We start from the raw sequence: 22,782 nt of genomic DNA, 5'->3' as shown, positions 1-22,782 counted from the left end.
TTACCGGGTGGAATTCTCGGAATCGGAACCGCCGCCGGCAGGCGGACGGGCCGTCGATGCCGCACGGGCCGGCGCGGCGTCGCGAGGTGCGGCGTGCAGGGCGGCACCGGCCGCGTCGCGCGTCTGCACGAATTCTTTCTCGAAATCGAAGGTCTTGCGGGCCGTGGACATTGCCATCACCACATCGACGCCCGAACCGGCGTCCTTCAACCAGAACCAGAGGCGCCGCTCGCGCACGTAGAACATCGAGAAGATGCCGGCGACCAGCAGCAGGCTGCCAAGATACACCAGATTCTTGCCGGGTGCGCGCGTCAACTGAAATACCGAAGCTTGCACCTGCTTGAATGAGTCAAGCTGCAAATAGACCGGCGATCCATACAAAAAGCTGTCAGATAGCGCATTGATCGCGTTCTGCACGAAGCGGATCGTGTCGGTGCCCTGCTGCGCCGCCGGCTCGCCGGCACGCTCGCGCGCGATCTGCCAGACCTCCCACATCGAGCCTTCGAGCATCCGCAGCAGCAGGCTCGCGGCCTTCTCCTGCTCGGCCTTGGGCACCGAGCGGTCGATGAACGTCGCCACCGCCTGGAAGCCGCCGATCGGCTGGCCGTCGGCGCCGCGGCCGACGCTGTCGTCACTCGCCGCAAACAGGGTCAGCACCTTCGATGCGCTGTCCTGCAGGCGGCTGCGCAGCGATGCGTCGGTGCCCGGCAGCGAACGCTGCGCGAAGCGCGCGGCGGCTTCGGCGCGCACGGTCGGATCCTCGAGCGCGGCGCGCAGGCGCATCCATTCGCCGATCGAATCCTGGCTGTCGGCCGGAATCCGCATGTAGCGGAACGGGTCGTTCGGGCTCGCGCGCACGCCGGCGAGGAACACGCGCACGCCGTTCATGTCGACGGGCAGCATGTAGTTGTTGAACTCGCGCGCCTGGCCGTCCTTGCCGCGGATCTTGTATTGCACGGACGGGCCGATGTTGTGGAGCTGCGTCGGCTTCGACGTCTTCGCGCCGGAGCCGAGCCGTTCGTCGAACGCTTCCTTCAGCGAGCTCGTCGTCGCCACGCCGCGCACGTCCGGCTTGCCGTTCGCGTCGGCCATGTTCTCGACGTTGATCGCGCGGAAATCGGAGAACTCGATCGTGTCGCCATCGTTGCCCGGCATCTGCAGCGGCGCCGAACTGCCGATCGTGCCCTGCACGGGGAAGGTCTTCGCGTTGCCGCCCGTCATCGGGTAGGCCGTCATCTGCATCTGCGAGCCGCCGTCCTGGAAGCTCGACTGGTAGATCGACACGCCCTTGTACGTGAACGGCTTGTTGACCTCGACGCGCGCCGGGATCTTCTGGCCGGTCTCGCGATCGATCACGACGATGTCGCTCGCGAACAGCTTCGGCATGCCCGTCGTGTAGTAATCGACGATGAACTTGTTGAGCTGGATCGAGAACGGCAGATCCTGGATCAGCGAGCCGCTCGGCTGGTTCAGGATCGCGGTCGACACGAACTGGCCCTCGGGCACCCACGCGTAGCCGCGGAACGTCGGGTTCGACGCGGACAGGCGATGATCCGGCGAGATCTCGCTGATCGTCGCGCTCGTGTTGACCGGGCTCTTGCCGAACATCCACATCTGGAATTTGATCGGCAGGTTGCTGTCGAGCAGGCCGCCGATACAGATCACGACGATCGCGAGGTGAGCGGAGATGTAGCCCCACTTGGTCATCGCGCCGCGCTTCGCGGAGATCAGCGTCGCGCCGTCGTTTTCACGCACGACGTGCTTGTAGCCGGCCTTGGTGACGAACGTGGCGAGCGTCGCCGCGACGGTCGCGCGCGTGCCGGACGCCGTGTACTCGGCCTTGTGGTGGAACGCACGCAGGCTGCCTTCGCGAACCTTGTCCTTCCAGCTCTTCGCATCGGCGAGCATCTTCGGCGCGTTGCGGATCACGCACAGCGAGATCGACACGACGAGGAAGATCAGGATCAGCATGAACCACCACGCGCTGTACACGTTGTACAGGCCGAGCGAGCGGAAAATGTCCGCCCAGAACGGCCCGAACTGGTTCACATAGTTCGGATACGGATCGTCCTGGGTCAGGACCGTGCCGATGATGCTCGCAATCGACAGCACCACCAGCAGCGCGATCGCGAAGCGCATCGAGCTCAGCAGCTCGACCGCGCGCTTGGACGCACCCTGACCCGACTTCGACTGCAACCCCGACGTGGTAACGCTCATTCAAACTCCGACTCAGGGGAAACAGCCCCCAACGCTCACTTTGTTCGCTTGGGGAGCGCAGCCCCCCATCTCCGGCAAGCCGCTCCATCCTGGCTTGGCCTGGCGCGTGCCGACAAAAAAGAAGGGCGAGGCAACCGCAACGATGCGGCGCCCCACCCTTTTCTTGTTCTGACTCCGGCCGCCCTTCGGGCGCCCGGTCATTCTCGCGGCTGACCGCTCAACGCAGGCCCGCGATGTAATCCGCGACGGCCTTGATCTCGTTGTCCGACAGCCGCGTCGCGATCTGATGCATCGCCTCGTTGTTGTTGCGCGCGCCGACACCCTGCTGGAACGCGGTCAACTGCGCGACCGTGTAATCGGCCCATTGCCCCGACAGACGCGGGTACTGGACCGGGATCCCCTGCCCTGTCGGCCCGTGGCAGCTCGCGCAGGCGGGGACGCCCTTCTCCGCGATGCCGCCGCGATAGATCTTCTGGCCGATCGGCACGGTCGCCGCATCGCGTGCGGTGCCGAGCTTCGTCGACTGCGACCCGTAGTACGCGGCGACGTTGCGCATGTCGTCCGCGCTCAGCGCGCTCGCGAATCCGACCATCACCGCGTTGTTCCGCACCGGCCCCTTCGCGCCCGGCTGCGTCTTGAAGTCGTTCAACTGCTTGACCAGATATTCGGGATGCTGGCCGGCAAGCTTCGGGAAACTGCCCGACGCGCTGTTGCCGTCGGCGCCGTGACACGACGCGCAGACCTGCCCGGCAATCGCCTTGCCACGGTCGAGATCCGGCTTTGCCGCATCTGCCGCGTTTGCCTCCGCTACGAAACCTACGAACCCTGCTGCAACCTGAAGCACCATCAGAGACTTGCACAGTCGATTCATTCGCACACCCTGTTTCGTCTTGTGGGAATTTGAGGTTCTGCAAAAAACGACGGCGTTCAGTCTACCGCAGAAGCTACATAAAAGCGCGAGGCAGGCGCCCGGTAGCCTTCGGTAAAACCGCCGTATTGTACAATATCGTGTTGAAAGCTCCGGCGCCTATCGGGGCTACCCCGCCTCCACCAAGCGGCTTGCGCCGCCCGTCCTTCCGGTTCCCATGGCCTTTCTGCTCCATCAAGCCCGCTTCTACACGACCGTCAACCATCTGCGCGACCTGCCGCCGACGGTCCAGCCGGAAATCGCGTTCGCGGGACGCTCGAATGCCGGCAAGTCGACGGCGATCAACGTGCTGTGCAACCAGAAGCGGCTCGCCTTCGCGTCGAAGACGCCCGGCCGCACGCAGCATATCAACTACTTCTCCGTCGGCCCGGCCGACGAGCCCGTCGCGAACCTCGTCGACCTGCCCGGCTACGGCTACGCGGAAGTGCCCGGCGCCGCCAAGGCGCACTGGGAAATGCTGCTGTCGTCCTACCTCGCGACCCGCTCGCAGCTTTGCGGCCTGATCCTGATGATGGATTCGCGCCGTCCGCTGACCGACCTCGATCGCCGCATGATCGAGTGGTTCGTGCCGACCGGCAAGCCGATCCACACGCTGCTGACGAAGTGCGACAAATTGACGCGGCAGGAAAGCATCAATGCGCTGCGGACCGCGCAAAAGGGGCTCGATGCGTATCGTGACCAGGGTGTCCAGGGCAAGCTGACGGTCCAGCTGTTCTCGGCAATGAAGCGCACGGGGCTCGACGAGGCGCACGCGCTGATCGAGAGCTGGGTGCGGCCGTCCGCCGCCGACGAAAAAAGCGAGCCTGTAGCACAATGATCGGGCAACGCGCGGCCGGGATCGGCGGCGCGCACCTGACGGCGCCTGCGGTTTCGGCCGGCTCATAAAAAAACCCGCCGTTGAACGGCGGGTCAAACAGCCTAATCGAAAAACGACAGGCACCCGCTCAGGGAGGAGAAGCGGGGAGCTGCACGCAACGCGCGCCGCTCGATCGCTATCATATACCAACGCTCCCGAAAATGACCGAAGGGTTCCGTAAGGTTCTTACTGCCCTGATTTCTACCCAATCGCCATGAGCTTCCATCCGCTTCATCGTCCGCGCCGGATGCGCCGCGACGACTTCTCCCGCCGCCTGATGCGCGAAAACCGCCTGACCACCGACGACCTGATCTATCCGGTATTCGTCGTGGAAGGCACCAACGAACGGCAGCCGGTGCCGTCGATGCCGGGCGTCGAACGCGTGTCCGTCGATCTGCTGATGCAGGTCGCCGAGCAATGCGTCGAACTCGGCGTGCCCGTGCTGTCGCTGTTCCCGGCCATCGAGCCGTCGGTGAAGACGCCTGACGGCCGCGAGGCAGCCAATCCGGCAGGCCTGATCCCGCGCGCGGTGCGCGAGCTGAAGAAGCGCTTCCCCGAACTCGGCGTGCTGACCGACGTCGCACTCGATCCGTACACGAGCCATGGCCAGGACGGCGTGCTCGACGAGAATGGCTACGTGATCAACGACGACACGATCGAGATCCTGATCGATCAGGCGCGCGCGCAGGCTGAAGCCGGTGTCGACATCGTCGCCCCGTCGGACATGATGGACGGCCGCATCGGCGCCATCCGCGAAATGCTGGAAAGCGACGGCCATATCCACACGCGGATCATGGCCTATTCGGCCAAGTTCGCATCGGCGTTCTATGGTCCGTTCCGCGACGCAGTCGGCTCGGCCTCCAATCTGGGCAAGGGCAACAAGATGACCTACCAGATGGATCCGGCGAACAGCGACGAAGCGCTGCGCGAAGTGCGCCTCGACATCGACGAAGGCGCCGACATGGTGATGGTCAAGCCCGGCATGCCGTACCTCGACATCGTGCGCCGCGTGAAGGACGAGTTCCGCTTCCCGACCTACGTGTACCAGGTGAGCGGCGAATACGCGATGCTGAAGGCCGCCGCGATGAACGGCTGGCTCGACCACGACAAGGTCGTGCTCGAATCGCTGCTCGCGTTCAAGCGGGCGGGCGCCGACGGCGTGCTCACGTACTTCGCACTCGACGCCGCGCGTCTGCTGAAAGCGCAACGCTGATTGCCCGCCGGCAGGCGGAAAGAAAAACGGCGGGACACTTCGGTGTCCCGCCGTTTTTTTGTTTGCCGTCGACCGGAGCCGTCTGCTCGTGTCGATCGTCCGCTTATGCCGCTCGAGCGCGCCGCTTCGCCACCGGCACGCCCCCGACAGGCATGGTCATACCGTCGGAACGGCAGCCCGGTCCAGGCTGCGCAGGAACGTCTCGGCCGCCTGATAGCCAACCACACGCCCGATCTCGTTACCGTTGCGATCGAAGAAGATGATGCCCGGCGGCCCGAACAGGTTGAAGCGCTTCAACAGCGCCTGGTCGTCCGGGTTGTTCGCAGTGACATCCGCGCGCACGAGGTGAAGCTGCGCGAGCCGCGCCTGCACGCGCGCGTCGGTAAACGTCAGATGCTCCATCTCCTTGCAGCTCACGCACCAGTCGGCGTAGAAGTCGAGCATCACGGGCTGGCCGGATGTCTTCAGCAGCGCGTCGAGTTCGCCACTCGAGCGCACCGATGCGAACGCGGGGCCGTCCTGCGCTGCGGCCGCGCCTGCCGTCGCAGCGCCGCCGGACGCAACCGTGCGTGCCGCCAGCACCGCCAGCGGCTTGACCGGATCGGTCGACCCCGCAGCCAGGCCGACGAGCAGCGTGGCCGCCCAGATCGCGAGCGCCGCGCCCACGCCACGGCCGAGGCGACGCCAGATAGACGTGGCGCCGGCATTCGGCGTGAACAGCCCGAGCGCCGCGGCCGCGATCAACAGCCACAACGCAGCGAGCACCATCTTCAGGCCACCGGCCAGCACCGGCCACACGATCCACAGCGCGGCTGCGAGCAGCACGATGCCGAAGAACACCTTCACGCCGTCCATCCAGGCGCCGGCGCGCGGCAGCACGGTCCCGGCACCGACGCCGACGACCAGCAGCGGCACGCCGAGCCCCAGCCCCATCGCGAACAGCGCGGCACCGCCCAGCAGCGCATTCCCGGTGTGTGCGATGAAGGCGAGCACCGCGAATAGCGGCGCCGTCATGCACGCACCGACGACCAGCGCGGACAGCGCGCCCATCGCCGCGACCGCGACGAAATGGCCGCCCTGGCGCGCGCCCGATGCCTCGGCCGCGCCGTTCTGCCAGCGCGCGGGCAGCGCGATGTCCTTGCCCGAGATCAGCGAGACGGCAAACGCGGTCAGCAGCACGCCGAACGCGCCGAGCACCCACGGGTTCTGCAGCCACGCACCGAGGCTCTGGCCGACCAGCGCCGCGGCGATGCCGAGCACCGTATAAACCAGCGCCATGCCGACCACGTAGGTCAGCGACAGCGCGAAACCGCGCGCATGCGTCGCGCGCGTGCCTTGGCCGATGATGATCGCCGACACGATCGGGATCATCGGGTACGAACACGGCAGCAGGCTCAGCACGACGCCCGCGACGAAATACAGCGCGACGATCGTGAAGAAGCCGTGCCCTTCGAGCAGCGACTGCGCGAAATCGGCGCTCGTGACCTTGTCGAACCAGCTGCCCGCAGCGGCCGTATCGCCGGACGACGAGGCGGCACCCAGCGCGGCGCCGTCGACCTTCACGACGTGCTCGGCCGGCGGATAGCAGATGCCCTCGTCCGCGCAGCCCTGCGACGTCACCGCGAGCTCGAACGGCCCCGACGCCTGCTTGACGGGCACGTGAACGATGACTTCGTCGCGGTAGGTCTCGACGTTCTTCTGGAACGTCTGATCGAACTTCACGTGACCGGCCGGGAATTGCGGCTCGCCGAGCGTCGCCTGTCCGCTCTTTACCGCGAACGCGAACCGCTCGCGGTACAGGTAATAACCGTTGGCGACCTTGAAGCGGACGTCCACCTGTCCCGGCGATTCGCTCGCACTGAACTTGAACGCAACCGACGGATCGAGGAAATCGTCGGCCGCGCGCGCGACCGACAGGCCGCCCAGCACGAGCATGAACGACAACAGGACTGCGAGGAACCGCAGCGCGCGCACGCGCACGGGAAGCGCCATACCGTTAAACATGAAATAGACGTTGAGTTTCGTTGATCACCCATTGGCCGTACGCGGCCGATGCCGTCGTCTGCCACGAGACGATTTCGGGCGTCTCGTAAGGATGATGCGCGAGAATAAATCGCTCCAGTTCGAGCGCCCGCACGGGGCTCGTCTTGAACAGCAACTGGATCTCGTCGGCCGTTTCGACCTTGCCCTGCCAGTGATAGCGCGATTTGATCGCACCGAGCTCCGACACGCACGCGGCAAGCCGCGCATCGAGCGCACCGTCTGAAAGCGCCTGAGCGGTCGCGGCATCGGGCACCGTCGTCAGCATCAGCACCACTATCATCCGCGCCCTCCTGGTTGGTCTATCGGCTCCTGCCGACGCGGATTGCCCACCTGGGGAGCGCGCCGGCTGCCCCGTATCGTAGCGCAGCCCGCGCAACGCTGCCGGTACCGCCCTGCGACAATCGATCGCAGCCGGCGCCTGAAAAACAAAAAGGGCCAAGCAATCGCTCGGCCCCTTTCAGATACTGCTGCGTACCGGAAGCTTACTCAGCTTCTTGCACGTTTTCCGTTTCGTCGACTTCCGGACGATCGAGCAGCTCGACCAGTGCCATCGGTGCGTTATCGCCCACGCGGAAGCCGAACTTCAGCACGCGCAGGTAGCCGCCCGGACGGTTCGCGAAACGCGGACCGAGCACGTCGAACAGCTTCGCCACCGAGTCACGATCGCGCAGGCGGTTGAACGCCAGGCGACGGTTTGCCAGCGACGGCTTCTTGCCGAGCGTGATCAGCGGCTCGACGACTTTACGGAGTTCCTTCGCCTTCGGCAGCGTCGTCTTGATGACTTCGTGCTCGATCAGCGAGTTGGACATGTTACGGAGCATAGCCAGACGGTGGCTGCTCGTGCGGTTCAGTTTCCGCAGACCATGACGATGGCGCATTTCAGTTTCCTTGATTCAAAGTTTTGATCCAGCTCTTCTATCGCACGTCGAAGCATGCACGGGCCGGTAACGAAAAAAAGCAAGATGCGGATTTTAAAGGAAAATCCGCATCTTTGCCAACTACAGCAACAACCAGGCTTACTTGTCGAGACCAGCCGGCGGCCAGTTTTCGAGCTTCATGCCCAGCGTGAGACCGCGCGAAGCGAGCACTTCCTTGATCTCGTTGAGCGACTTGCGACCGAGGTTCGGCGTCTTCAGCAGCTCGTTTTCCGTGCGCTGGATCAGGTCGCCGATGTAGTAGATGTTCTCGGCCTTCAGGCAGTTCGCCGAACGAACCGTCAGCTCGAGATCGTCCACCGGACGCAGCAGGATCGGATCGATCTGCGGAGCACGCGACGGCGCTTCGGCTGCCGTTTCCGTGCCTTCCAGCGCCGCGAACACGGACAGCTGGTCGACCAGGATGCGGGCCGATTGGCGGATCGCTTCTTCCGGCGTGATCACACCGCTCGTCTCGATGTTCATCACGAGCTTGTCGAGGTCGGTACGCTGCTCGACACGTGCGCTTTCGACAGCGTAGCTCACGCGGCGAACCGGCGAGAACGATGCGTCGAGGACGATGCGGCCGATGATCTTGGCCGTGTCTTCGCCGTAGCGACGGACGTTGCCGGGCACATAGCCGCGACCCTTTTCGATCTTGATCTGAACGTCGAGCTTGCCGCCCTTCGACAGGTGCGCAATCACGTGATTCGGGTTGATGACTTCGCAGTCGTGAGCCAGCTCGATATCGCCGGCCGTGACAACGCCTTCACCTTCCTTGCGCAGCGTAACCGTCACTTCGTCACGGTTATGCAGCTTGAACACCACGCCCTTCAGGTTCAGCAGCAGGTTGACGACGTCTTCCTGCACGCCATCCAGCGTCGAGTACTCGTGCACCACGCCCGCGATCGTCACTTCGGTCGGCGCGTAGCCAACCATCGACGACAGCAGCACGCGACGCAGCGCATTGCCCAAGGTATGGCCGTAACCGCGTTCGAACGGTTCCATGACCACCCTCGCGTGGTTCTCGCCCAGCGATTCCACGGCGATGATCTTGGGTTTCAGCAAACTGGTTTGCATGGGCTTTCCTTTTCAATACCCTCGGCTCGTTACACCGATAAGGCTGACCGGTAACAACCAGAAAATAAACAGCCGAGGACCCCCCTTGCGCAACGCAATCGGGGTACCTCGGCCGTCAATCGGATTAACGCGAATACAATTCGACGATCAGGCTTTCGTTGATGTCGCCTGCGATTTCAGCGCGTTCCGGCATTTGCTTGAACGTGCCTTCGAACTTCTTCGCATCGACTGCAACCCAGCTCGGCATGCCGCCTTGCTCGGCCAGCGACAGCGCTTCGACGATACGCGCCTGCTTCTTCGCCTTTTCGCGGATCGCGACGACGTCACCCGACTTCACTTGCTGCGACGGGACGTTCGCAACGACGCCGTTCACGGTGATCGACTTGTGGCTGACCAGCTGACGCGCTTCAGCGCGGGTCGAGCCAAAGCCCATGCGATACACGACGTTGTCGAGACGCGACTCGAGCAGTTGCAGCAGGTTTTCACCCGTGTTGCCCTTGCGGCGGTCGGCTTCAGCGAAGTAGCGGCGGAACTGACGCTCCAGCACGCCGTAGATACGCTTGACCTTCTGCTTTTCGCGCAGCTGCGTACCGTAGTCGGACGTACGTGCGCCCGAGGTACGGCCGTGCTGACCCGGCTTGCTGTCGAGCTTGCACTTGTCGGCGAGCGAGCGGCGTGCGCTCTTCAGGAACAGGTCGGTGCCTTCACGGCGGGACAGCTTGGCTTTGGGGCCGATATAACGTGCCACTTTGCATTCCTTTATCAATCAGTCACGCGGATCGAAATCCGCGCTAGTCCGCTCCCTTTGGGGCGAACGGTGGGCTTAGTCAATCAAAAAAGCAACGCCCGTCGACGCTGAGCGGCGACAGGCAATGTGCTAGCACGAACGTGCCAGCACATCTTTAGATACGACGACGCTTCGGCGGACGGCAGCCGTTGTGCGGAATCGGGGTGACGTCCGAAATCGCGGTGATCTTGATGCCGAGGCCGTGCAGTGCGCGCACTGCCGACTCACGACCCGGGCCCGGGCCCTTGATCCGCACTTCCAGATTCTTCACGCCGTATTCCATCGCGACGCGGCCAGCCGACTCGGCTGCGACCTGGGCAGCGAACGGCGTCGATTTGCGCGAGCCCTTGAAGCCCTGACCGCCCGACGTCGCCCATGCCAGTGCATTGCCTTGGCGATCGGTGATCGTGATGATCGTGTTGTTGAACGACGCGTGAACGTGAACCACGCCTTCAGCGACGTTCTTCTTAACCTTCTTGCGAACGCGTTGCGCCGCGGTGTTCGAAGCCTTAGCCATTACGTTTTCCTGTAACTGTCAGTTCCGCTTACTTCTTCAGCGCTTGCGCTGCACGACGCGGACCCTTGCGAGTACGTGCGTTCGTACGCGTACGCTGACCGCGCATCGGCAGGCCCTTGCGATGACGAACACCACGGTAGCAACCGAGGTCCATCAGGCGCTTGATGTTCATCGTCACTTCACGGCGCAGATCGCCTTCGACGACAAACTTGCCCACTTCTTCACGCAGCTTTTCCAAGTCTGCGTCGGTCAAGTCCTTGACCTTCTTCGAAAAATCGACGCCAGCTGCCACGCAGATGCTGCGCGAACGGGTGCGGCCGACACCGAAGATTGCCGTCAGGCCGATCTCGGTGTGCTGGTGATTCGGGATGTTAACCCCTGCGATACGAGCCATTGTTTTTCCTCAAACAAAAAGCGCAAACAAACGCGCGGTCAGCCTTGGCGCTGCTTGTGGCGCGGATCCGAGCTGCAGATCACGCGAACGACGCCTTTGCGCTTGATGATCTTGCAATTGCGGCAAATGCGCTTAACCGATGCCATCACTTTCATGATAATACCCTTTTTTCAAATCACTTCGCCCGGAACACGATCCGCGCACGAGACAGATCGTAAGGCGTCAACTCAACCGTCACCTTGTCGCCCGGCAGGATGCGGATGTAGTGCATCCGCATCTTTCCGGAAATATGACCCAACACGACATGGCCGTTTTCCAGCTTCACACGGAAGGTCGCATTCGGGAGGTTTTCAATCACCTCACCCTGCATCTGGATTACATCGTCTTTGGCCATAGTCCTTTCAACGCATCGGGATGTTGCCGCCCTTGAAGTTCGCCTTCTTGAGCAGTGACTCATACTGTTGCGACATAACGTACGACTGCACCTGCGCCATAAAGTCCATCGTGACGACGACAATGATCAGCAGCGACGTTCCACCAAAATAAAACGGCACGTTCCAGCGCAGCACCAGAAACTCTGGCAGCAGACACACGAAGACGATGTAGATCGCACCGGCCAGCGTCAGACGCGTGAGGATGCGGTCGATATATCGTGCGGTCTGATCGCCCGGACGGATGCCCGGAACAAACGCGCCGCTCTTCTTCAGGTTGTCTGCGGTTTCCCTGCTGTTGAACACCAGTGCGGTGTAGAAGAAGCAGAAAAACACGATCGCCAGCGTGTACAGCAGCACATAGACCGGCTGGCCCGGCTTCAGCGCTTCCGCAACGTTATGCAACGTATTGGAAATCCAGCTTCCCGTCGGCTGACCGGTACTGAACCAGCCGAGAATCGTTGCCGGGAACAGAATGATCGACGATGCGAAGATCGGCGGAATCACGCCCGACATGTTCAACTTCAGCGGCAGATGCGACGACTGCCCACCGTAGATCTTGTTGCCGACCTGGCGCTTCGCGTAGTTCACGAGGATCTTGCGCTGACCGCGTTCGATGAACACGACCAGGTAAGTCACCGCGGCAATCAGAACGACGATGATGATCGCCGAAATGATGCTCATCGAACCCGTACGCACCAGCTCGAACAACCCACCGACGGCATTCGGGAACCCTGCTGCGATCCCGCCGAAGATGATGATCGAGATACCGTTGCCCAGACCACGCTCGGTAATCTGCTCGCCGAGCCACATCAGGAACATCGTGCCGGTAACCAGCGTCACGACCGTCGTCAGACGGAACAGCATGCCGGGGTCAGTGACGAGGCCGGGCTGGTTTTCCAGCGCAGCCGCGATACCGAACGCCTGGAAGGTCGCGAGCACCACGGTGAAATACCGCGTGTACTGCGTGATCTTCCGTTGCCCTGCCTGCCCTTCCTTCTTCAGCGCCTCGAGCTGCGGCGAGACAATCGCCAGCAACTGCATGATGATCGACGCCGAGATGTACGGCATGATCCCCAGCGCAAAGATCGTGAAGCGGGAAAGCGCGCCACCCGAGAACATGTTGAACATGCCCAGGATGCCGCCCGCCTGGCTCTGGAACAGCTTTGCCAGTTGATCCGGATCGATGCCCGGCACGGGAATGTGCGCGCCGATGCGATAGACGATCAGCGCCAGGAGCAGGAACATCGCTCGCCGGCGCAGATCGCCGAATTTCGCCGTGCTTCGACCGGGTTTTGCAAGACTCGGGCTGTTAGCCAAGTACCTTCTCCGATGAATGCAAGTGACGACGCGCTACGCGTGTCACTCGGCGAACGAACCGCCAGCCGCTTCGATCGCAGCGCGCGCACCCTTGGTGGCACCGAGACCCTTCACGACGATCTTGCGCTTCAGTTCGCCCGTCGCGATGATCTTTGCGCTCTTCGTCAGCTCACCGACCAGGCCGGCTTGCTTCAGTGCGAGCAGATCGATCTCATCGACCGGCAGCTTCTCGAGGTCGCTCAGGCGCACTTCACCGACGAATTCCTTCGTCAGCGACGTGAAGCCGCGCTTCGGCAGACGACGTTGCAGCGGCATCTGACCGCCTTCGAAACCGACTTTGTGGAAGCCGCCCGAACGCGATTTCTGACCCTTGTGACCACGGCCAGCCGTCTTGCCGAGGCCCGAACCGATGCCACGGCCGACGCGACGCTTGGCGTGCTTGGCGCCAGCTGCCGGCTTCAGGTTATTCAATTCCATATCAACTCCTTGATCCGTAGGGCCGCTTACGCGATGACCTTAACGAGGTACGAGACCTTGTTGATCATGCCGCGGACCGCCGGCGTGTCCTGAAGCTCGCTGACCGAGTTGAGTCGGCGCAGGCCCAGGCCACGCACGGTCGCGCGGTGCGATTCGCGGGTCCCGATCAGGCTCTTAACGAGCTGAACCTTGACAGTTTTTTCAGACATGGTGACCACCCGGGCTTAGCCCAAAATTTCTTCGACGGACTTGCCGCGCTTCGCCGCGATGTCTGCCGGGGTGGACTGCTTGCGCAGACCGTCCAGCGTAGCGCGAACGAGGTTGTACGGGTTCGTCGAACCGTGGCTCTTTGCCACGACGTTCTGAACGCCCATCACGTCGAACACTGCGCGCATCGGGCCGCCGGCGATCACGCCCGTACCTGCCTTCGCCGGAGCGAGGAGGACAGCGGATGCACCATGCTTGCCGTGCACTTCGTGTTGCAGCGTGCCGTTCTTGAGCGGCACCTTGAACATGTTGCGGCGAGCTTGTTCCATTGCCTTCTGGACAGCGACCGGCACTTCCTTCGCCTTGCCCTTGCCCATACCGATGCGGCCATCACCATCGCCAACCACGGTCAGTGCGGCGAAGCCGAGAATACGGCCACCCTTCACGACCTTGGTCACGCGATTGACCGAAATCATCTTTTCACGAAGGCCGTCGTCGCGCTCGTCAGCCTGAACTTTCGCTTGCATCTTTGCCATGACGAATTCCTTCCTTAGAACTTGAGCCCAGCTTCGCGAGCTGCCTCAGCCAGCGCCTTGACGCGGCCGTGGTAGCGGAAGCCCGAGCGGTCGAAGGCGACGGATTCGATGCCGGCAGCCTTTGCCTTCTCGGCAATACGCTTGCCGATCAGCGTCGCGGCATTAACGTTGCCGCCCTTGCCCGACTTGTCGGCCAGTTCAGCGCGCACTTCAGCTTCGAGCGTCGACGCGCTGGCGAGCACCTTGGTGCCGCAGGGCGAGAACACTTGAGCGTAGATGTGCGTGTTCGTGCGATGCACGGCGAGACGCGCGACCTGCAGCTCAGCGATCTTGATACGCGTCTGGCGAGCGCGGCGCAGGCGAGATTGAGTCTTATCCATGATTGCGCACCCTTACTTCTTCTTCGTTTCTTTGAGGATCACAACCTCGTCGGAATAGCGCACGCCCTTGCCCTTGTAGGGTTCCGGCGGACGGTAACCGCGAACTTCCGCAGCCACTTGACCGACTTGTTGCTTGTTGATCCCCTTGATCACGATTTCGGTTTGCGTCGGGGTTTCTGCCTTGACGCCTTCCGGCATCTGGTGCACCACGGGGTGCGAGAAACCCAGCGACAGGTTCAGCTTGTCGCCTTGCGCTTGCGCACGATAACCGACGCCAACCAGCGTCAGCTTGCGCTCGAAACCCTTGGTCACGCCGTGCACGGCATTCGCGATAATCGCGCGCATCGTGCCCGACAGTGCATTTGCTTCGCGGCTTTCGTCCACCGGCGACAGGTTCAGCGTGCCGTCGTTGTTCGCCACGTTCACGAGCGGATTGATCGCTTGCGTGATGGTGCCCAGCGGGCCCTTGACGGTGATTGCACCGTCGGCCAGCTTGACTTCCGCGCCTTGCAGCGCGATCGGGCTCTTACCTACTCGAGACATGTTTCTCTCTCCTCGGCTTTAAGCGACGTAGCAGATGACTTCGCCGCCGACGCCGGTAGCGCGCGCCTTGCGGTCGGTCATCACGCCCTTCGGCGTCGACACGATTGCCACACCGAGGCCATTCATGACCTGCGGAATGTCGTTACGGCCGCGGTACACGCGCAGGCCAGGCTTCGACACGCGTTCGATGCGTTCGATAACCGGACGGCCAGCGTAGTACTTCAGCGCGATATTCAGTTCGGACTTCGCACCTTCCGCCTTCACGGCGAAATCGTCGATATAGCCTTCGTCTTTCAGGACTTGCGCGATTGCAACCTTGACTTTCGACGAGGGCATCGACACCGATACCTTCTCGACCATCTGCCCGTTGCGGATGCGAGTCAGCATATCGGCGATAGGATCACTCATGCTCATTTACGTTTCTCCTATTACCAGCTCGCCTTGGTCAGGCCAGGAATCTCGCCACGGAATGCGATTTCACGAATCTTGTTACGCGCGAGGCCGAATTTACGGAACGTGCCACGCGGACGGCCCGTGATCGCGCAGCGGTTACGCTGGCGGGTCGGGTTTGCGTTGCGGGGCAGTTGCTGCAGCTCCAGGCGTGCTTCGTAGCGCTCTTCTTCCGACTTGCTTTGGTCTTCGACGATCGCCTTCAGCGCATCGCGCTTTGCTGCGAACTTCGCGACCAGGCGGGCGCGCTTCTTTTCACGTTCGATCAGTGCCAGTTTAGCCACGGTAACCTCAGTTTCTGAACGGGAACTTGAAGCTGGCGAGCAGAGCCTTTGCTTCGTCGTCGGTCTTCGCAGTCGTCGTGATGCTGATGTTCAGCCCACGCAGTGCGTCGATCTTGTCGTAGTCGATTTCGGGGAAAATGATCTGCTCTTTCACACCGATGTTGTAGTTGCCACGGCCATCGAAAGCACGACCCGACACGCCGCGGAAGTCACGCACGCGGGGCAGGGCAACCGTCACGAAACGGTCGAGGAATTCGTACATTGCTTGGCCACGCAGCGTCACCATCGCGCCGATCGGGTAACCCTGGCGGATCTTGAAGCCTGCGATTGCCTTGCGTGCCTTCGTGACGACCGGCTTCTGACCAGCGATCTTCGTGAGGTCGCCAACGGCGTTCTCGATGATCTTCTTGTCAGCGATCGCTTCGCCAAGACCCATGTTCAGCGTGATCTTGGTGATGCGCGGCACTTCCATGACCGACTTGTAACCGAACTTCTCGATCAGGCCGGGCACAACCTTTTCTTTGTAAAACTCTTGAAAACGAGCCATTTTTTACTCCGCTGCGTCAGGCGCTCAGTACGGCACCGGTCGTCTTCAGGAAGCGAACCTTCTTGCCTTCCTCGACCTTGATGCCAACACGCGACGCCTTGCCATTCGCGTCGACCAGTGCGACGTTCGAAATATGCAGGGGCATCGTCTTCGCTTCCACGCCGCCCGTCGTACCCTTCATCGGGTTCGGCTTCACATGCTTCTTGACGAGGTTGATACCTTCAACCGTCACATGTTCTGCACCGACAGCCAGCACGACGCCGCGCTTGCCCTTGTCTTTGCCAGTGACGACGATGACTTCGTCACCTTTGCGAATCTTGTTCATCGCGACTCCTTACAGCACTTCCGGCGCCAGCGAAACGATCTTCATGAATCGTTCGCTACGCAGCTCACGCGTGACCGGCCCGAAGATACGGGTGCCGATCGGCTCGAGCTTGTTATTCAAAAGCACAGCGGCGTTGCCGTCGAACTTGATCAGCGAGCCGTCTTGACGGCGCACGCCCTTGGCGGTGCGGACCACCACGGCGTTGTAAATTTCGCCTTTCTTCACGCGCCCGCGCGGCGTTGCCTCTTTGACGCTCACCTTGATGATGTCGCCAATGCCGGCGTAACGACGCTTCGAGCCGCCGAGCACCTTGATGCACAGAACTTCACGTGCACCCGTGTTGTCGGCTACTTCGAGCCGAGATTCGGTCTGGATCATGGTTTGTCTTTCCCAACTTAATCCGGATGCACCACCATGATGCATTCAGTCAGTCTTGGTCCCGTCAGCCAATCGGCTGCTTGGGTTGGAACAGCAGCGACGGCAAACGAAACCCGCCATCGCAATTCGGTGAATCTTTCGGACAGGCAGGCGCCAGTCCGCTTCCCCCACCAACTTCGCCCGCGACGGGGCTCCCATAAAGAGGGAAGACCAGGATTATAACAAATAATCCTGGTCACGCAAGCAAAAACTTTGCGATTTCAAGCACTTCGCGGAGAAGTGCTTGTTACTGCCTACTACGCTGCCCGCTTAGATGACGCGAGCGGCTTCGACGAGGCGCGACACCGTCCAGGCCTTCGTCTTCGACAGAGGACGAGTTTCCTGGATTTCAACGAGGTCACCCTCGTTGTAGGTGTTCGCTTCATCGTGCGCGTGGTACTTCTTCGAGCGCACGACGTACTTGCCGTAGATCGGATGCTTGACGCGGTGCTCGATCAGCACGGTGACGGTCTTGTCCATCTTGTTGCTGACGACCCGACCGACCAGCGTCCGCTTCAGCGAGGTTTTCACGCTATCGTTCATTTCTGGTTCGCCTTCTGAGTCATGACGGTCCGCACACGTGCGATGTCGCGACGAACCTTCTTCAGCTGGCTCGTGTTCGTGAGCTGCTGGGTCGCGAGTTGCATGCGCAGGCCGAATTGCGCCTTCAGCAGGTCCGCCAGCTCCTTGTTGAGCGCGGCCTGGTCTTTCTGGAGAAGTTCGGAAGCCTTCATATTTTCTCCTTAGGCGCCGAGCTGGCGCACGATGAATGCCGTCTTCAGCGGCAGCTTGGCTGCAGCCAGACGGAACGCTTCGCGTGCCAGTTCTTCGGTTACGCCGTCCATTTCATAGAGCATCTTGCCCGGCTGAATCTCGGCGACGTAGTACTCCGGGTTACCCTTACCGTTACCCATACGCACTTCGGCCGGCTTCTGCGAAATCGGCTTGTCCGGGAAGATCCGGATCCAGATGCGGCCGCCACGCTTGATGTGACGCGTCATTGCACGACGCGCCGCTTCAATCTGGCGTGCGGTCAAACGACCGCGACCGATAGCCTTCAGGCCGAAGTCACCGAACGACACTGCGTTGCCGCGCGTCGCCTTGCCGGTGTTACGACCCTTCTGCTCTTTACGATACTTCCTGCGTTTCGGTTGCAGCATCGTTATTCTCCAGTCTTGCCGTCTTCGGGCTTGCCGGCGCCACGGCGCGGTGCGCCACGGCGAGCACCCGGAGCGCCGCCTTCGCCGTCACGGCGCGGACGACGGTCGCCCGGACGCGCATTGCGACGCGGACGCTTGTCTTCGGCTACTTCTTCCACCACCGGTGCGTCGTTGCGGCCGAGCGTGTCGCCCTTGTAAACCCACACCTTGACGCCGATGATCCCGTAGGTCGTCTTCGCTTCCGAGGTCGCGTAGTCGATATCGGCACGCAGCGTGTGAAGGGGCACGCGACCTTCGCGATACCACTCCGTACGAGCGATTTCGATACCGTTCAGACGGCCCGCGCTCATGATCTTGATGCCTTGAGCACCCAGACGCATCGCGTTCTGCATCGCACGCTTCATCGCGCGGCGGAACATGATCCGGCGCTCGAGCTGTTGCGTGATCGAGTCAGCGATCAGCTGAGCATCGGTTTCCGGCTTGCGGATTTCTTCGATGTTGACGTGAACCGGAACGCCCATGCGGCGTTGCAGTTCCGTCTTCAGCTGCTCGATATCCTCGCCCTTCTTGCCGATGACCACACCCGGACGCGAGCTGTAAATCGTGATGCGCGCGTTCTTCGCCGGACGCTCGATGACGACCCGACCGACCGAAGCGTTCTTCAGCTTCTTCTTCAGGTATTCACGAACACCGATGTCTTCCTGCAGCATCGCCGCGAAATTGTTGTTGTTCGCGTACCAACGCGAAGCCCAATTGCGGCTGACAGCCAGGCGGAAGCCAGTCGGATGAATTTTCTGTCCCATCGTATGGCTCCTTAATTCCCGACCGTCACAGTGATGTGACAGGATTGCTTCTCGATGCGGTTACCGCGGCCCTTGGCGCGCGCGGTGAAACGCTTGAGCGATGCAGCCTTGTCGACGTAGATGCTCTTGATCTTGAGCTCGTCGATATCGGCGCCTTCGTTGTGCTCCGCATTCGCGATTGCCGACAGCACAACCTTCTTCACGATGCCAGCCGCTTTCTTCGGCGAGAACGTCAGAACGTTCAGCGCCTTGTCGACCGGCAAACCGCGGATCTGGTCAGCCACAAGGCGCGTTTTTTGCGCCGAGATGCGGGCACCGCGATGAATTGCTTTCACTTCCATCTTGATTGCCCCTTATTTCTTGGCCTTCTTGTCGGCTGCGTGACCCTTGAACGTACGGGTCAGTGCGAACTCGCCAAGCTTGTGGCCGACCATGTTTTCCGAGATGTACACCGGAACGTGTTGACGGCCGTTGTGAACAGCGATCGTCAGGCCGATGAAATCCGGCAGAATCGTCGAGCGACGCGACCAGGTCTTGATCGGCTTTTTGTCGCGCGAAGCTGCAGCCGCCTCAACTTTCTTCAGCAAATGGGCGTCGCAGAACGGACCTTTTTTAACAGAACGTGCCATTGCCTACTCCTTAACGCTTGTGACGGCGCTGGACGATCATCGTCGTCGTGCGCTTGTTGCTACGGGTGCGATAACCCTTAGCCGGCGTACCCCACGGGCTAACCGGATCGCGACCTGCAGCCGTCTTGCCCTCACCACCACCGTGCGGGTGATCAACCGGGTTCATCGCAACGCCACGCACCGTCGGGCGGATACCGCGCCAGCGGTTCGCGCCAGCCTTGCCGATCTGGCGCAGGCTATGCTCTTCGTTGCCGACTTCACCGATCGTTGCACGGCACTCGATGTGCACGCGGCGGATTTCGCCCGAACGCAGACGAACCTGCGCGTAGACGCCTTCACGTGCGAGCAGCATGGCCGACGTACCAGCCGAACGCGCCATTTGCGCGCCCTTGCCCGGCAGCATCTCGATGCAGTGGATCGTCGTACCGACCGGAATGTTGCGGATCGGCAGCGTGTTGCCTGCACGGATCGGCGCTTCCGAACCCGACATCAGCTGTTGGCCGACGGTCAGGCCCTTCGGGGCGATGATGTAGCGACGTTCGCCGTCTGCGTAGAGCACCAGCGCGATGTTCGCGCTACGGTTCGGGTCGTACTCGAGACGCTCGACCTTTGCCGGGATGCCATCCTTCGTGCGACGGAAATCGACGATACGATAGTGTTGCTTGTGACCACCACCCTTGTGACGCGTGGTGATACGGCCGTTGTTGTTACGGCCGGCGGTCGAGCTCTGCGAGTCGAGCAGTGCCGCGAACGGCTTGCCCTGGTGCAGATTCTTGTTGACCACCTTGACCATCGCGCGGCGACCCGGCGATGTCGGCTTAACTTTAACGATTGCCATGATTACTTGGCCTCCGCTTCAAAGTTGATTTCCTGGCCGGGCTTCAGGCAAACGTACGCCTTCTTCACGTCCTTGCGGCGGCCCATCGAACGGCCAAAGCGCTTCTGCTTGCCCTTCTGAACCAGCACGTTGACGGAATCAACTTCAACCTTGAACAGCAGCTCGACCGCTGCCTTCACTTCCTGCTTCGTGGCATCCGGTGCGACTTCGAACACGACTTGCTCGTTCTTGTCGGCAACCAGCGTCGCCTTTTCCGAGATGACCGGCGCGAGCAGGACCTGCATCAAACGATGATCGTTCTTGCGAATCTCGCTCATGACAGCAACTCCTCGATCTGGGCGACCGCAGCCTTCGTGACCAGCACTTTCTTGAAGTAGATCAGCGACAGCGGGTCAGCGTAGCGCGGCTCGACAATCGCCACGTGCGGCAGGTTGCGCGAAGCCAGGTACAGGTTCTCGTCGACCGTATCCGTAATGATCAGCACGGAGTCGAGACCCATGGTCTTGAATTTTTCGGCCAGCAGCTTGGTCTTCGGCGCTTCGAGGATGATGTCCTCGACGACCGACAGACGGCCTTCACGGGCCAGCTGCGAGAAGATCGAGCAGAGACCTGCGCGATGCATCTTCTTGTTGACCTTGTGCGAGAAGTTTTCTTCCGGCGAATTCGGGAAGATACGACCACCGCCACGCCACAACGGGCTCGACGACATACCGGCACGAGCGCGGCCCGTACCCTTCTGGCGCCACGGCTTCTTCGTCGTGTGCTTGACTTGCTCACGGTCCTTCTGCGCGCGGTTACCCTGGCGAGCATTCGCCTGGTAAGCGACGACGACCTGGTGGATCAGCGCTTCGTTGTAGTCACGACCGAACACGACGTCCGATGCGTTGACCACTGCACCTTCCTGACCATTTTCGTTCAGGAGCTTGAGTTCCATTATTTCGCCCCCTTGGTCTTGACGGCCGGCGTCACGAAGACTTTGCCGCCCTTCGCGCCCGGAATCGCACCCTTCACGAGCAGCAGCTTGCGCTCTGCGTCGATACGAGCGATTTCGAGGTTCTGCACCGTCACCGTCACGTCACCCATGTGACCCGTCATGCGTTTACCCGGGAAAACACGACCCGGATCCTGCGCCATACCGATCGAGCCCGGCACGTTGTGCGAGCGCGAGTTACCGTGCGTAGCACGGCCGGAGGAGAAGTTGTAACGCTTGATCGTACCGGCGTAGCCCTTACCGATCGACACGCCTTGCACGTCGACCTTCTGGCCCACTTCGAAAAGATCTGCACCGACCACGGCGCCATTCGACAGCTCAGCTGCCTTGGCCGCGTCAATGCGGAATTCCTTGAGGATTTCACCGGCTTCGACACCGGCTTTGGCGAGATGACCTGCCAGCGGCTTCGTCACGCGCGAGGCACGACGGGAGCCGAATGCAACCTGCACGGCCGTGTAGCCGTCGGTTTCAACAGTCTTGATCTGCGTCACGCGGTTGTCCGACACGTCCAGCACGGTGACGGGAATCGAATCCCCTTCCGCCGTGAAGATACGGGTCATGCCAACCTTGCGACCTACGAGTCCAAGGCTCATCATTTTCTCCATTCCCGACTGCGATTGGTCGGGGCTGATTTACAAAATGCCGGGCACGCAAGGCCCAACTTTTTTTCGCGAATACACGAAAAGCCAAGCATTATAGCCCGACCTCGCGTTTTCCGCAAGCAATCAAAGACTTAGCGCCGCCCGGCAAGCCGATCGGCGCTGGAAGCCTTATTGCAGCTTGATTTCCACGTCGACGCCAGCCGGCAGGTCGAGCTTCATCAGCGCGTCAACCGTCTTGTCGGTCGGATCGACGATGTCCATCAGGCGCTGGTGGGTACGGATTTCGAGCTGATCGCGCGACGTCTTGTTGACGTGCGGCGAACGCAGGATGTCAAAACGCTGAATGCGCGTCGGCAGCGGCACCGGGCCACGGACGATTGCGCCAGTCCGCTTCGCGGTATCGACGATCTCGGCAGCCGATTGATCGATCAGACGATAGTCGAAAGCCTTCAGGCGAATGCGGATTTTCTGTTGCTGCATGACGATTCCTTGAAAAGAGCGAGGCGATGTTGCATCGCCGAACACTAAAAGAACGCGAAACATGACGCCTGCGGGGAGCGAGACACCACGTTCCGAACGGTACTTCCACTGCTAAGCCCGCGATTCTACACGAAATTCTGGAGCGATGGTGCGAGTTTCTCGCCCCACGCAACGGCGCGCCGGAAAAACAAAACCGGGTGCCAGCGCAAGCTGGACACCCGGTTTCGACGGTACAACTGCATACCGCGGAATCGCGGACCCCGTCGGGATCCGCGGATCGTCGATATTACTCGATGATCTTGGCGACGACGCCGGCGCCGACCGTACGGCCGCCTTCGCGGATTGCGAAGCGCAGACCTTCTTCCATCGCGATCGGAGCGATCAGCTTCACCGTGATCGACACGTTGTCGCCC

At 61.6% G+C, this 22,782-nt stretch carries 35 protein-coding genes and 1 pseudogene; 2 read left to right on the top strand and 34 right to left on the bottom strand.

The annotated features are described in order from the left end of the window. Both G3N61_RS16300 and G3N61_RS16295 read right to left on the bottom strand, forming a co-directional pair. Entirely contained in the window at nt 1–2,217 is a 2,217-nt protein-coding gene (locus G3N61_RS16300) for a cytochrome c biogenesis protein ResB (protein ID WP_089449755.1), read from the bottom strand. Between the two features lie 217 nt (nt 2,218–2,434). Further along, the gene (locus G3N61_RS16295) at nt 2,435–3,088 is read right to left on the bottom strand and encodes a c-type cytochrome (protein ID WP_043191849.1); all 654 of its coding nucleotides are present in this window, start codon (nt 3,086–3,088) and stop codon (nt 2,435–2,437) included. Between the two features lie 214 nt (nt 3,089–3,302). Between G3N61_RS16295 and yihA the strand changes: the two genes are divergently transcribed. Then, the gene (gene yihA / locus G3N61_RS16290) at nt 3,303–3,962 is read left to right on the top strand and encodes a ribosome biogenesis GTP-binding protein YihA/YsxC (RefSeq protein ID WP_043191851.1); all 660 of its coding nucleotides are present in this window, start codon (nt 3,303–3,305) and stop codon (nt 3,960–3,962) included. Nucleotides 3,963–4,215: 253 nt separating this feature from the next. After that, a complete protein-coding gene (hemB, locus tag G3N61_RS16285) occupies nt 4,216–5,214 on the top strand; it encodes a porphobilinogen synthase (RefSeq protein ID WP_174952939.1) in 999 nt (332 codons plus the stop codon). A gap of 156 nt (nt 5,215–5,370) precedes the next feature. On the opposite strand, the gene dsbD is transcribed toward hemB, so the two are convergent. From dsbD to G3N61_RS16125, 32 genes and pseudogenes are all read right to left on the bottom strand, one after another. Next, nucleotides 5,371–7,218 (bottom strand): protein-disulfide reductase DsbD, encoded by a 1,848-nt coding sequence (gene dsbD / locus G3N61_RS16280; RefSeq protein ID WP_043191855.1) that lies wholly within the window; start codon nt 7,216–7,218, stop codon nt 5,371–5,373. After that, the gene (gene cutA / locus G3N61_RS16275; RefSeq protein WP_043191857.1) at nt 7,211–7,537 is read right to left on the bottom strand and encodes a divalent-cation tolerance protein CutA; all 327 of its coding nucleotides are present in this window, start codon (nt 7,535–7,537) and stop codon (nt 7,211–7,213) included. The genes dsbD and cutA overlap by 8 nt, the downstream gene beginning before the upstream one ends. Nucleotides 7,538–7,739: 202 nt before the next feature. Beyond that, nucleotides 7,740–8,135, bottom strand: a complete 396-nt coding sequence (gene rplQ, locus G3N61_RS16270; protein ID WP_006477175.1) for a 50S ribosomal protein L17 — start codon at nt 8,133–8,135, stop codon at nt 7,740–7,742. A 138-nt stretch (nt 8,136–8,273) separates the two neighbouring features. Further along, nucleotides 8,274–9,251, bottom strand: a complete 978-nt coding sequence (gene rpoA, locus G3N61_RS16265; RefSeq protein WP_006477176.1) for a DNA-directed RNA polymerase subunit alpha — start codon at nt 9,249–9,251, stop codon at nt 8,274–8,276. Nucleotides 9,252–9,375: 124 nt separating this feature from the next. Then, nucleotides 9,376–9,999, bottom strand: a complete 624-nt coding sequence (gene rpsD, locus G3N61_RS16260; RefSeq protein ID WP_011350679.1) for a 30S ribosomal protein S4 — start codon at nt 9,997–9,999, stop codon at nt 9,376–9,378. Nucleotides 10,000–10,153: 154 nt separating this feature from the next. Beyond that, nucleotides 10,154–10,555: a 30S ribosomal protein S11 gene (gene rpsK, locus G3N61_RS16255; protein WP_004197937.1), complete on the bottom strand. Its 402-nt coding sequence runs from the start codon at nt 10,553–10,555 to the stop codon at nt 10,154–10,156. Nucleotides 10,556–10,583: 28 nt separating this feature from the next. Next, nucleotides 10,584–10,949, bottom strand: a complete 366-nt coding sequence (gene rpsM, locus G3N61_RS16250) for a 30S ribosomal protein S13 (RefSeq protein ID WP_006477178.1) — start codon at nt 10,947–10,949, stop codon at nt 10,584–10,586. Between the two features lie 38 nt (nt 10,950–10,987). Continuing rightward, the gene (rpmJ, locus tag G3N61_RS16245; RefSeq protein WP_004199844.1) at nt 10,988–11,104 is read right to left on the bottom strand and encodes a 50S ribosomal protein L36; all 117 of its coding nucleotides are present in this window, start codon (nt 11,102–11,104) and stop codon (nt 10,988–10,990) included. A 20-nt stretch (nt 11,105–11,124) separates the two neighbouring features. After that, nucleotides 11,125–11,343, bottom strand: a complete 219-nt coding sequence (gene infA, locus G3N61_RS16240; protein ID WP_004521905.1) for a translation initiation factor IF-1 — start codon at nt 11,341–11,343, stop codon at nt 11,125–11,127. 7 nt (nt 11,344–11,350) lie between these two features. Then, entirely contained in the window at nt 11,351–12,700 is a 1,350-nt protein-coding gene (gene secY, locus G3N61_RS16235) for a preprotein translocase subunit SecY (RefSeq protein WP_006482915.1), read from the bottom strand. Nucleotides 12,701–12,742: 42 nt separating this feature from the next. Beyond that, nucleotides 12,743–13,177, bottom strand: coding sequence for a 50S ribosomal protein L15 (gene rplO / locus G3N61_RS16230; protein ID WP_006477180.1), 435 nt, complete (start codon nt 13,175–13,177; stop codon nt 12,743–12,745). 26 nt (nt 13,178–13,203) lie between these two features. Then, a complete protein-coding gene (gene rpmD / locus G3N61_RS16225; RefSeq protein ID WP_006400644.1) occupies nt 13,204–13,386 on the bottom strand; it encodes a 50S ribosomal protein L30 in 183 nt (60 codons plus the stop codon). A 15-nt stretch (nt 13,387–13,401) separates the two neighbouring features. After that, nucleotides 13,402–13,920, bottom strand: a complete 519-nt coding sequence (gene rpsE / locus G3N61_RS16220) for a 30S ribosomal protein S5 (protein ID WP_006482895.1) — start codon at nt 13,918–13,920, stop codon at nt 13,402–13,404. Between the two features lie 14 nt (nt 13,921–13,934). Beyond that, nucleotides 13,935–14,300 (bottom strand): 50S ribosomal protein L18, encoded by a 366-nt coding sequence (gene rplR, locus G3N61_RS16215; protein ID WP_006477183.1) that lies wholly within the window; start codon nt 14,298–14,300, stop codon nt 13,935–13,937. Between the two features lie 12 nt (nt 14,301–14,312). Beyond that, nucleotides 14,313–14,843, bottom strand: coding sequence for a 50S ribosomal protein L6 (gene rplF, locus G3N61_RS16210; protein WP_006758786.1), 531 nt, complete (start codon nt 14,841–14,843; stop codon nt 14,313–14,315). A gap of 18 nt (nt 14,844–14,861) precedes the next feature. Beyond that, complete coding sequence (gene rpsH, locus G3N61_RS16205; RefSeq protein ID WP_011350677.1) at nt 14,862–15,257, bottom strand: 30S ribosomal protein S8; 396 nt, start codon at nt 15,255–15,257, stop codon at nt 14,862–14,864. Nucleotides 15,258–15,271: 14 nt separating this feature from the next. Further along, nucleotides 15,272–15,577: a 30S ribosomal protein S14 gene (rpsN, locus tag G3N61_RS16200; RefSeq protein ID WP_011350676.1), complete on the bottom strand. Its 306-nt coding sequence runs from the start codon at nt 15,575–15,577 to the stop codon at nt 15,272–15,274. A 7-nt stretch (nt 15,578–15,584) separates the two neighbouring features. Beyond that, on the bottom strand, nt 15,585–16,124 hold the full coding sequence (gene rplE, locus G3N61_RS16195) for a 50S ribosomal protein L5 (protein ID WP_006477186.1): 540 nt from the start codon (nt 16,122–16,124) through the stop codon (nt 15,585–15,587). Nucleotides 16,125–16,140: 16 nt separating this feature from the next. Next, complete coding sequence (rplX, locus tag G3N61_RS16190) at nt 16,141–16,449, bottom strand: 50S ribosomal protein L24 (protein WP_006477187.1); 309 nt, start codon at nt 16,447–16,449, stop codon at nt 16,141–16,143. A 9-nt stretch (nt 16,450–16,458) separates the two neighbouring features. After that, complete coding sequence (gene rplN, locus G3N61_RS16185) at nt 16,459–16,827, bottom strand: 50S ribosomal protein L14 (RefSeq protein ID WP_006482918.1); 369 nt, start codon at nt 16,825–16,827, stop codon at nt 16,459–16,461. A 309-nt stretch (nt 16,828–17,136) separates the two neighbouring features. Further along, nucleotides 17,137–17,409, bottom strand: coding sequence for a 30S ribosomal protein S17 (rpsQ, locus tag G3N61_RS16180; RefSeq protein WP_043191859.1), 273 nt, complete (start codon nt 17,407–17,409; stop codon nt 17,137–17,139). Further along, the gene (gene rpmC, locus G3N61_RS16175; RefSeq protein ID WP_006400652.1) at nt 17,406–17,600 is read right to left on the bottom strand and encodes a 50S ribosomal protein L29; all 195 of its coding nucleotides are present in this window, start codon (nt 17,598–17,600) and stop codon (nt 17,406–17,408) included. The genes rpsQ and rpmC overlap by 4 nt, the downstream gene beginning before the upstream one ends. 9 nt (nt 17,601–17,609) lie before the next feature. Beyond that, a complete protein-coding gene (gene rplP / locus G3N61_RS16170) occupies nt 17,610–18,026 on the bottom strand; it encodes a 50S ribosomal protein L16 (RefSeq protein ID WP_006752927.1) in 417 nt (138 codons plus the stop codon). Nucleotides 18,027–18,028: 2 nt separating this feature from the next. Then, nucleotides 18,029–18,829, bottom strand: coding sequence for a 30S ribosomal protein S3 (gene rpsC / locus G3N61_RS16165; protein WP_006482899.1), 801 nt, complete (start codon nt 18,827–18,829; stop codon nt 18,029–18,031). A gap of 11 nt (nt 18,830–18,840) precedes the next feature. Continuing rightward, nucleotides 18,841–19,170 carry a 50S ribosomal protein L22 gene (gene rplV / locus G3N61_RS16160; RefSeq protein ID WP_004199272.1) on the bottom strand — a complete coding sequence of 110 codons (330 nt, stop codon included), beginning with the start codon at nt 19,168–19,170 and terminating at the stop codon, nt 18,841–18,843. Nucleotides 19,171–19,182: 12 nt separating this feature from the next. Beyond that, nucleotides 19,183–19,458: a 30S ribosomal protein S19 gene (gene rpsS, locus G3N61_RS16155; protein WP_004199273.1), complete on the bottom strand. Its 276-nt coding sequence runs from the start codon at nt 19,456–19,458 to the stop codon at nt 19,183–19,185. 10 nt (nt 19,459–19,468) lie between these two features. Then, entirely contained in the window at nt 19,469–20,296 is an 828-nt protein-coding gene (gene rplB, locus G3N61_RS16150) for a 50S ribosomal protein L2 (protein ID WP_006482900.1), read from the bottom strand. Nucleotides 20,297–20,298: 2 nt separating this feature from the next. Next, the gene (gene rplW, locus G3N61_RS16145) at nt 20,299–20,613 is read right to left on the bottom strand and encodes a 50S ribosomal protein L23 (RefSeq protein WP_004199275.1); all 315 of its coding nucleotides are present in this window, start codon (nt 20,611–20,613) and stop codon (nt 20,299–20,301) included. Then, nucleotides 20,610–21,230, bottom strand: coding sequence for a 50S ribosomal protein L4 (gene rplD, locus G3N61_RS16140; RefSeq protein WP_011350675.1), 621 nt, complete (start codon nt 21,228–21,230; stop codon nt 20,610–20,612). Before rplD ends, rplW begins: the two co-directional genes overlap by 4 nt. Beyond that, nucleotides 21,230–21,880, bottom strand: coding sequence for a 50S ribosomal protein L3 (rplC, locus tag G3N61_RS16135; protein WP_006482922.1), 651 nt, complete (start codon nt 21,878–21,880; stop codon nt 21,230–21,232). Before rplC ends, rplD begins: the two co-directional genes overlap by 1 nt. A 177-nt stretch (nt 21,881–22,057) precedes the next feature. After that, nucleotides 22,058–22,369 carry a 30S ribosomal protein S10 gene (rpsJ, locus tag G3N61_RS16130; RefSeq protein ID WP_004199280.1) on the bottom strand — a complete coding sequence of 104 codons (312 nt, stop codon included), beginning with the start codon at nt 22,367–22,369 and terminating at the stop codon, nt 22,058–22,060. Nucleotides 22,370–22,655: 286 nt separating this feature from the next. Further along, nucleotides 22,656–22,782, bottom strand: a pseudogene (locus G3N61_RS16125) (elongation factor Tu); the annotation flags it as partial.

Source organism: Burkholderia sp. Ac-20349 (assembly GCF_017104865.1).
GTDB lineage: Bacteria > Pseudomonadota > Gammaproteobacteria > Burkholderiales > Burkholderiaceae > Burkholderia > Burkholderia aenigmatica.
Note: the sequence above shows the minus strand (reverse complement) of the source record. Positions and strands in the feature narration are given on the sequence as shown.

Bases quoted from the DNA above. Each gene is read 5' to 3' on its own strand.
- G3N61_RS16300 (WP_089449755.1), bottom strand. From the start codon at position 2,217: ATGAGCGTTACCACGTCGGGGTTGCAGTCGAAGTCGGGTCAGGGTGCG.
- G3N61_RS16295 (WP_043191849.1), bottom strand. From the start codon at position 3,088: ATGAATCGACTGTGCAAGTCTCTGATGGTGCTTCAGGTTGCAGCAGGG.
- yihA (WP_043191851.1), top strand. From the start codon at position 3,303: ATGGCCTTTCTGCTCCATCAAGCCCGCTTCTACACGACCGTCAACCAT.
- hemB (WP_174952939.1), top strand. From the start codon at position 4,216: ATGAGCTTCCATCCGCTTCATCGTCCGCGCCGGATGCGCCGCGACGAC.
- dsbD (WP_043191855.1), bottom strand. From the start codon at position 7,218: ATGTTTAACGGTATGGCGCTTCCCGTGCGCGTGCGCGCGCTGCGGTTC.
- cutA (WP_043191857.1), bottom strand. From the start codon at position 7,537: ATGATAGTGGTGCTGATGCTGACGACGGTGCCCGATGCCGCGACCGCT.
- rplQ (WP_006477175.1), bottom strand. From the start codon at position 8,135: ATGCGCCATCGTCATGGTCTGCGGAAACTGAACCGCACGAGCAGCCAC.
- rpoA (WP_006477176.1), bottom strand. From the start codon at position 9,251: ATGCAAACCAGTTTGCTGAAACCCAAGATCATCGCCGTGGAATCGCTG.
- rpsK (WP_004197937.1), bottom strand. From the start codon at position 10,555: ATGGCTAAGGCTTCGAACACCGCGGCGCAACGCGTTCGCAAGAAGGTT.
- rpsM (WP_006477178.1), bottom strand. From the start codon at position 10,949: ATGGCTCGTATCGCAGGGGTTAACATCCCGAATCACCAGCACACCGAG.
- rpmJ (WP_004199844.1), bottom strand. From the start codon at position 11,104: ATGAAAGTGATGGCATCGGTTAAGCGCATTTGCCGCAATTGCAAGATC.
- infA (WP_004521905.1), bottom strand. From the start codon at position 11,343: ATGGCCAAAGACGATGTAATCCAGATGCAGGGTGAGGTGATTGAAAAC.
- rplO (WP_006477180.1), bottom strand. From the start codon at position 13,177: ATGGAATTGAATAACCTGAAGCCGGCAGCTGGCGCCAAGCACGCCAAG.
- rpmD (WP_006400644.1), bottom strand. From the start codon at position 13,386: ATGTCTGAAAAAACTGTCAAGGTTCAGCTCGTTAAGAGCCTGATCGGG.
- rpsE (WP_006482895.1), bottom strand. From the start codon at position 13,920: ATGGCAAAGATGCAAGCGAAAGTTCAGGCTGACGAGCGCGACGACGGC.
- rplR (WP_006477183.1), bottom strand. From the start codon at position 14,300: ATGGATAAGACTCAATCTCGCCTGCGCCGCGCTCGCCAGACGCGTATC.
- rplF (WP_006758786.1), bottom strand. From the start codon at position 14,843: ATGTCTCGAGTAGGTAAGAGCCCGATCGCGCTGCAAGGCGCGGAAGTC.
- rpsH (WP_011350677.1), bottom strand. From the start codon at position 15,257: ATGAGCATGAGTGATCCTATCGCCGATATGCTGACTCGCATCCGCAAC.
- rplE (WP_006477186.1), bottom strand. From the start codon at position 16,124: ATGGCTCGTTTTCAAGAGTTTTACAAAGAAAAGGTTGTGCCCGGCCTG.
- rplX (WP_006477187.1), bottom strand. From the start codon at position 16,449: ATGAACAAGATTCGCAAAGGTGACGAAGTCATCGTCGTCACTGGCAAA.
- rplN (WP_006482918.1), bottom strand. From the start codon at position 16,827: ATGATCCAGACCGAATCTCGGCTCGAAGTAGCCGACAACACGGGTGCA.
- rpsQ (WP_043191859.1), bottom strand. From the start codon at position 17,409: ATGAACGATAGCGTGAAAACCTCGCTGAAGCGGACGCTGGTCGGTCGG.
- rpmC (WP_006400652.1), bottom strand. From the start codon at position 17,600: ATGAAGGCTTCCGAACTTCTCCAGAAAGACCAGGCCGCGCTCAACAAG.
- rplP (WP_006752927.1), bottom strand. From the start codon at position 18,026: ATGCTGCAACCGAAACGCAGGAAGTATCGTAAAGAGCAGAAGGGTCGT.
- rpsC (WP_006482899.1), bottom strand. From the start codon at position 18,829: ATGGGACAGAAAATTCATCCGACTGGCTTCCGCCTGGCTGTCAGCCGC.
- rplV (WP_004199272.1), bottom strand. From the start codon at position 19,170: ATGGAAGTGAAAGCAATTCATCGCGGTGCCCGCATCTCGGCGCAAAAA.
- rpsS (WP_004199273.1), bottom strand. From the start codon at position 19,458: ATGGCACGTTCTGTTAAAAAAGGTCCGTTCTGCGACGCCCATTTGCTG.
- rplB (WP_006482900.1), bottom strand. From the start codon at position 20,296: ATGGCAATCGTTAAAGTTAAGCCGACATCGCCGGGTCGCCGCGCGATG.
- rplW (WP_004199275.1), bottom strand. From the start codon at position 20,613: ATGAGCGAGATTCGCAAGAACGATCATCGTTTGATGCAGGTCCTGCTC.
- rplD (WP_011350675.1), bottom strand. From the start codon at position 21,230: ATGGAACTCAAGCTCCTGAACGAAAATGGTCAGGAAGGTGCAGTGGTC.
- rplC (WP_006482922.1), bottom strand. From the start codon at position 21,880: ATGAGCCTTGGACTCGTAGGTCGCAAGGTTGGCATGACCCGTATCTTC.
- rpsJ (WP_004199280.1), bottom strand. From the start codon at position 22,369: ATGCAGCAACAGAAAATCCGCATTCGCCTGAAGGCTTTCGACTATCGT.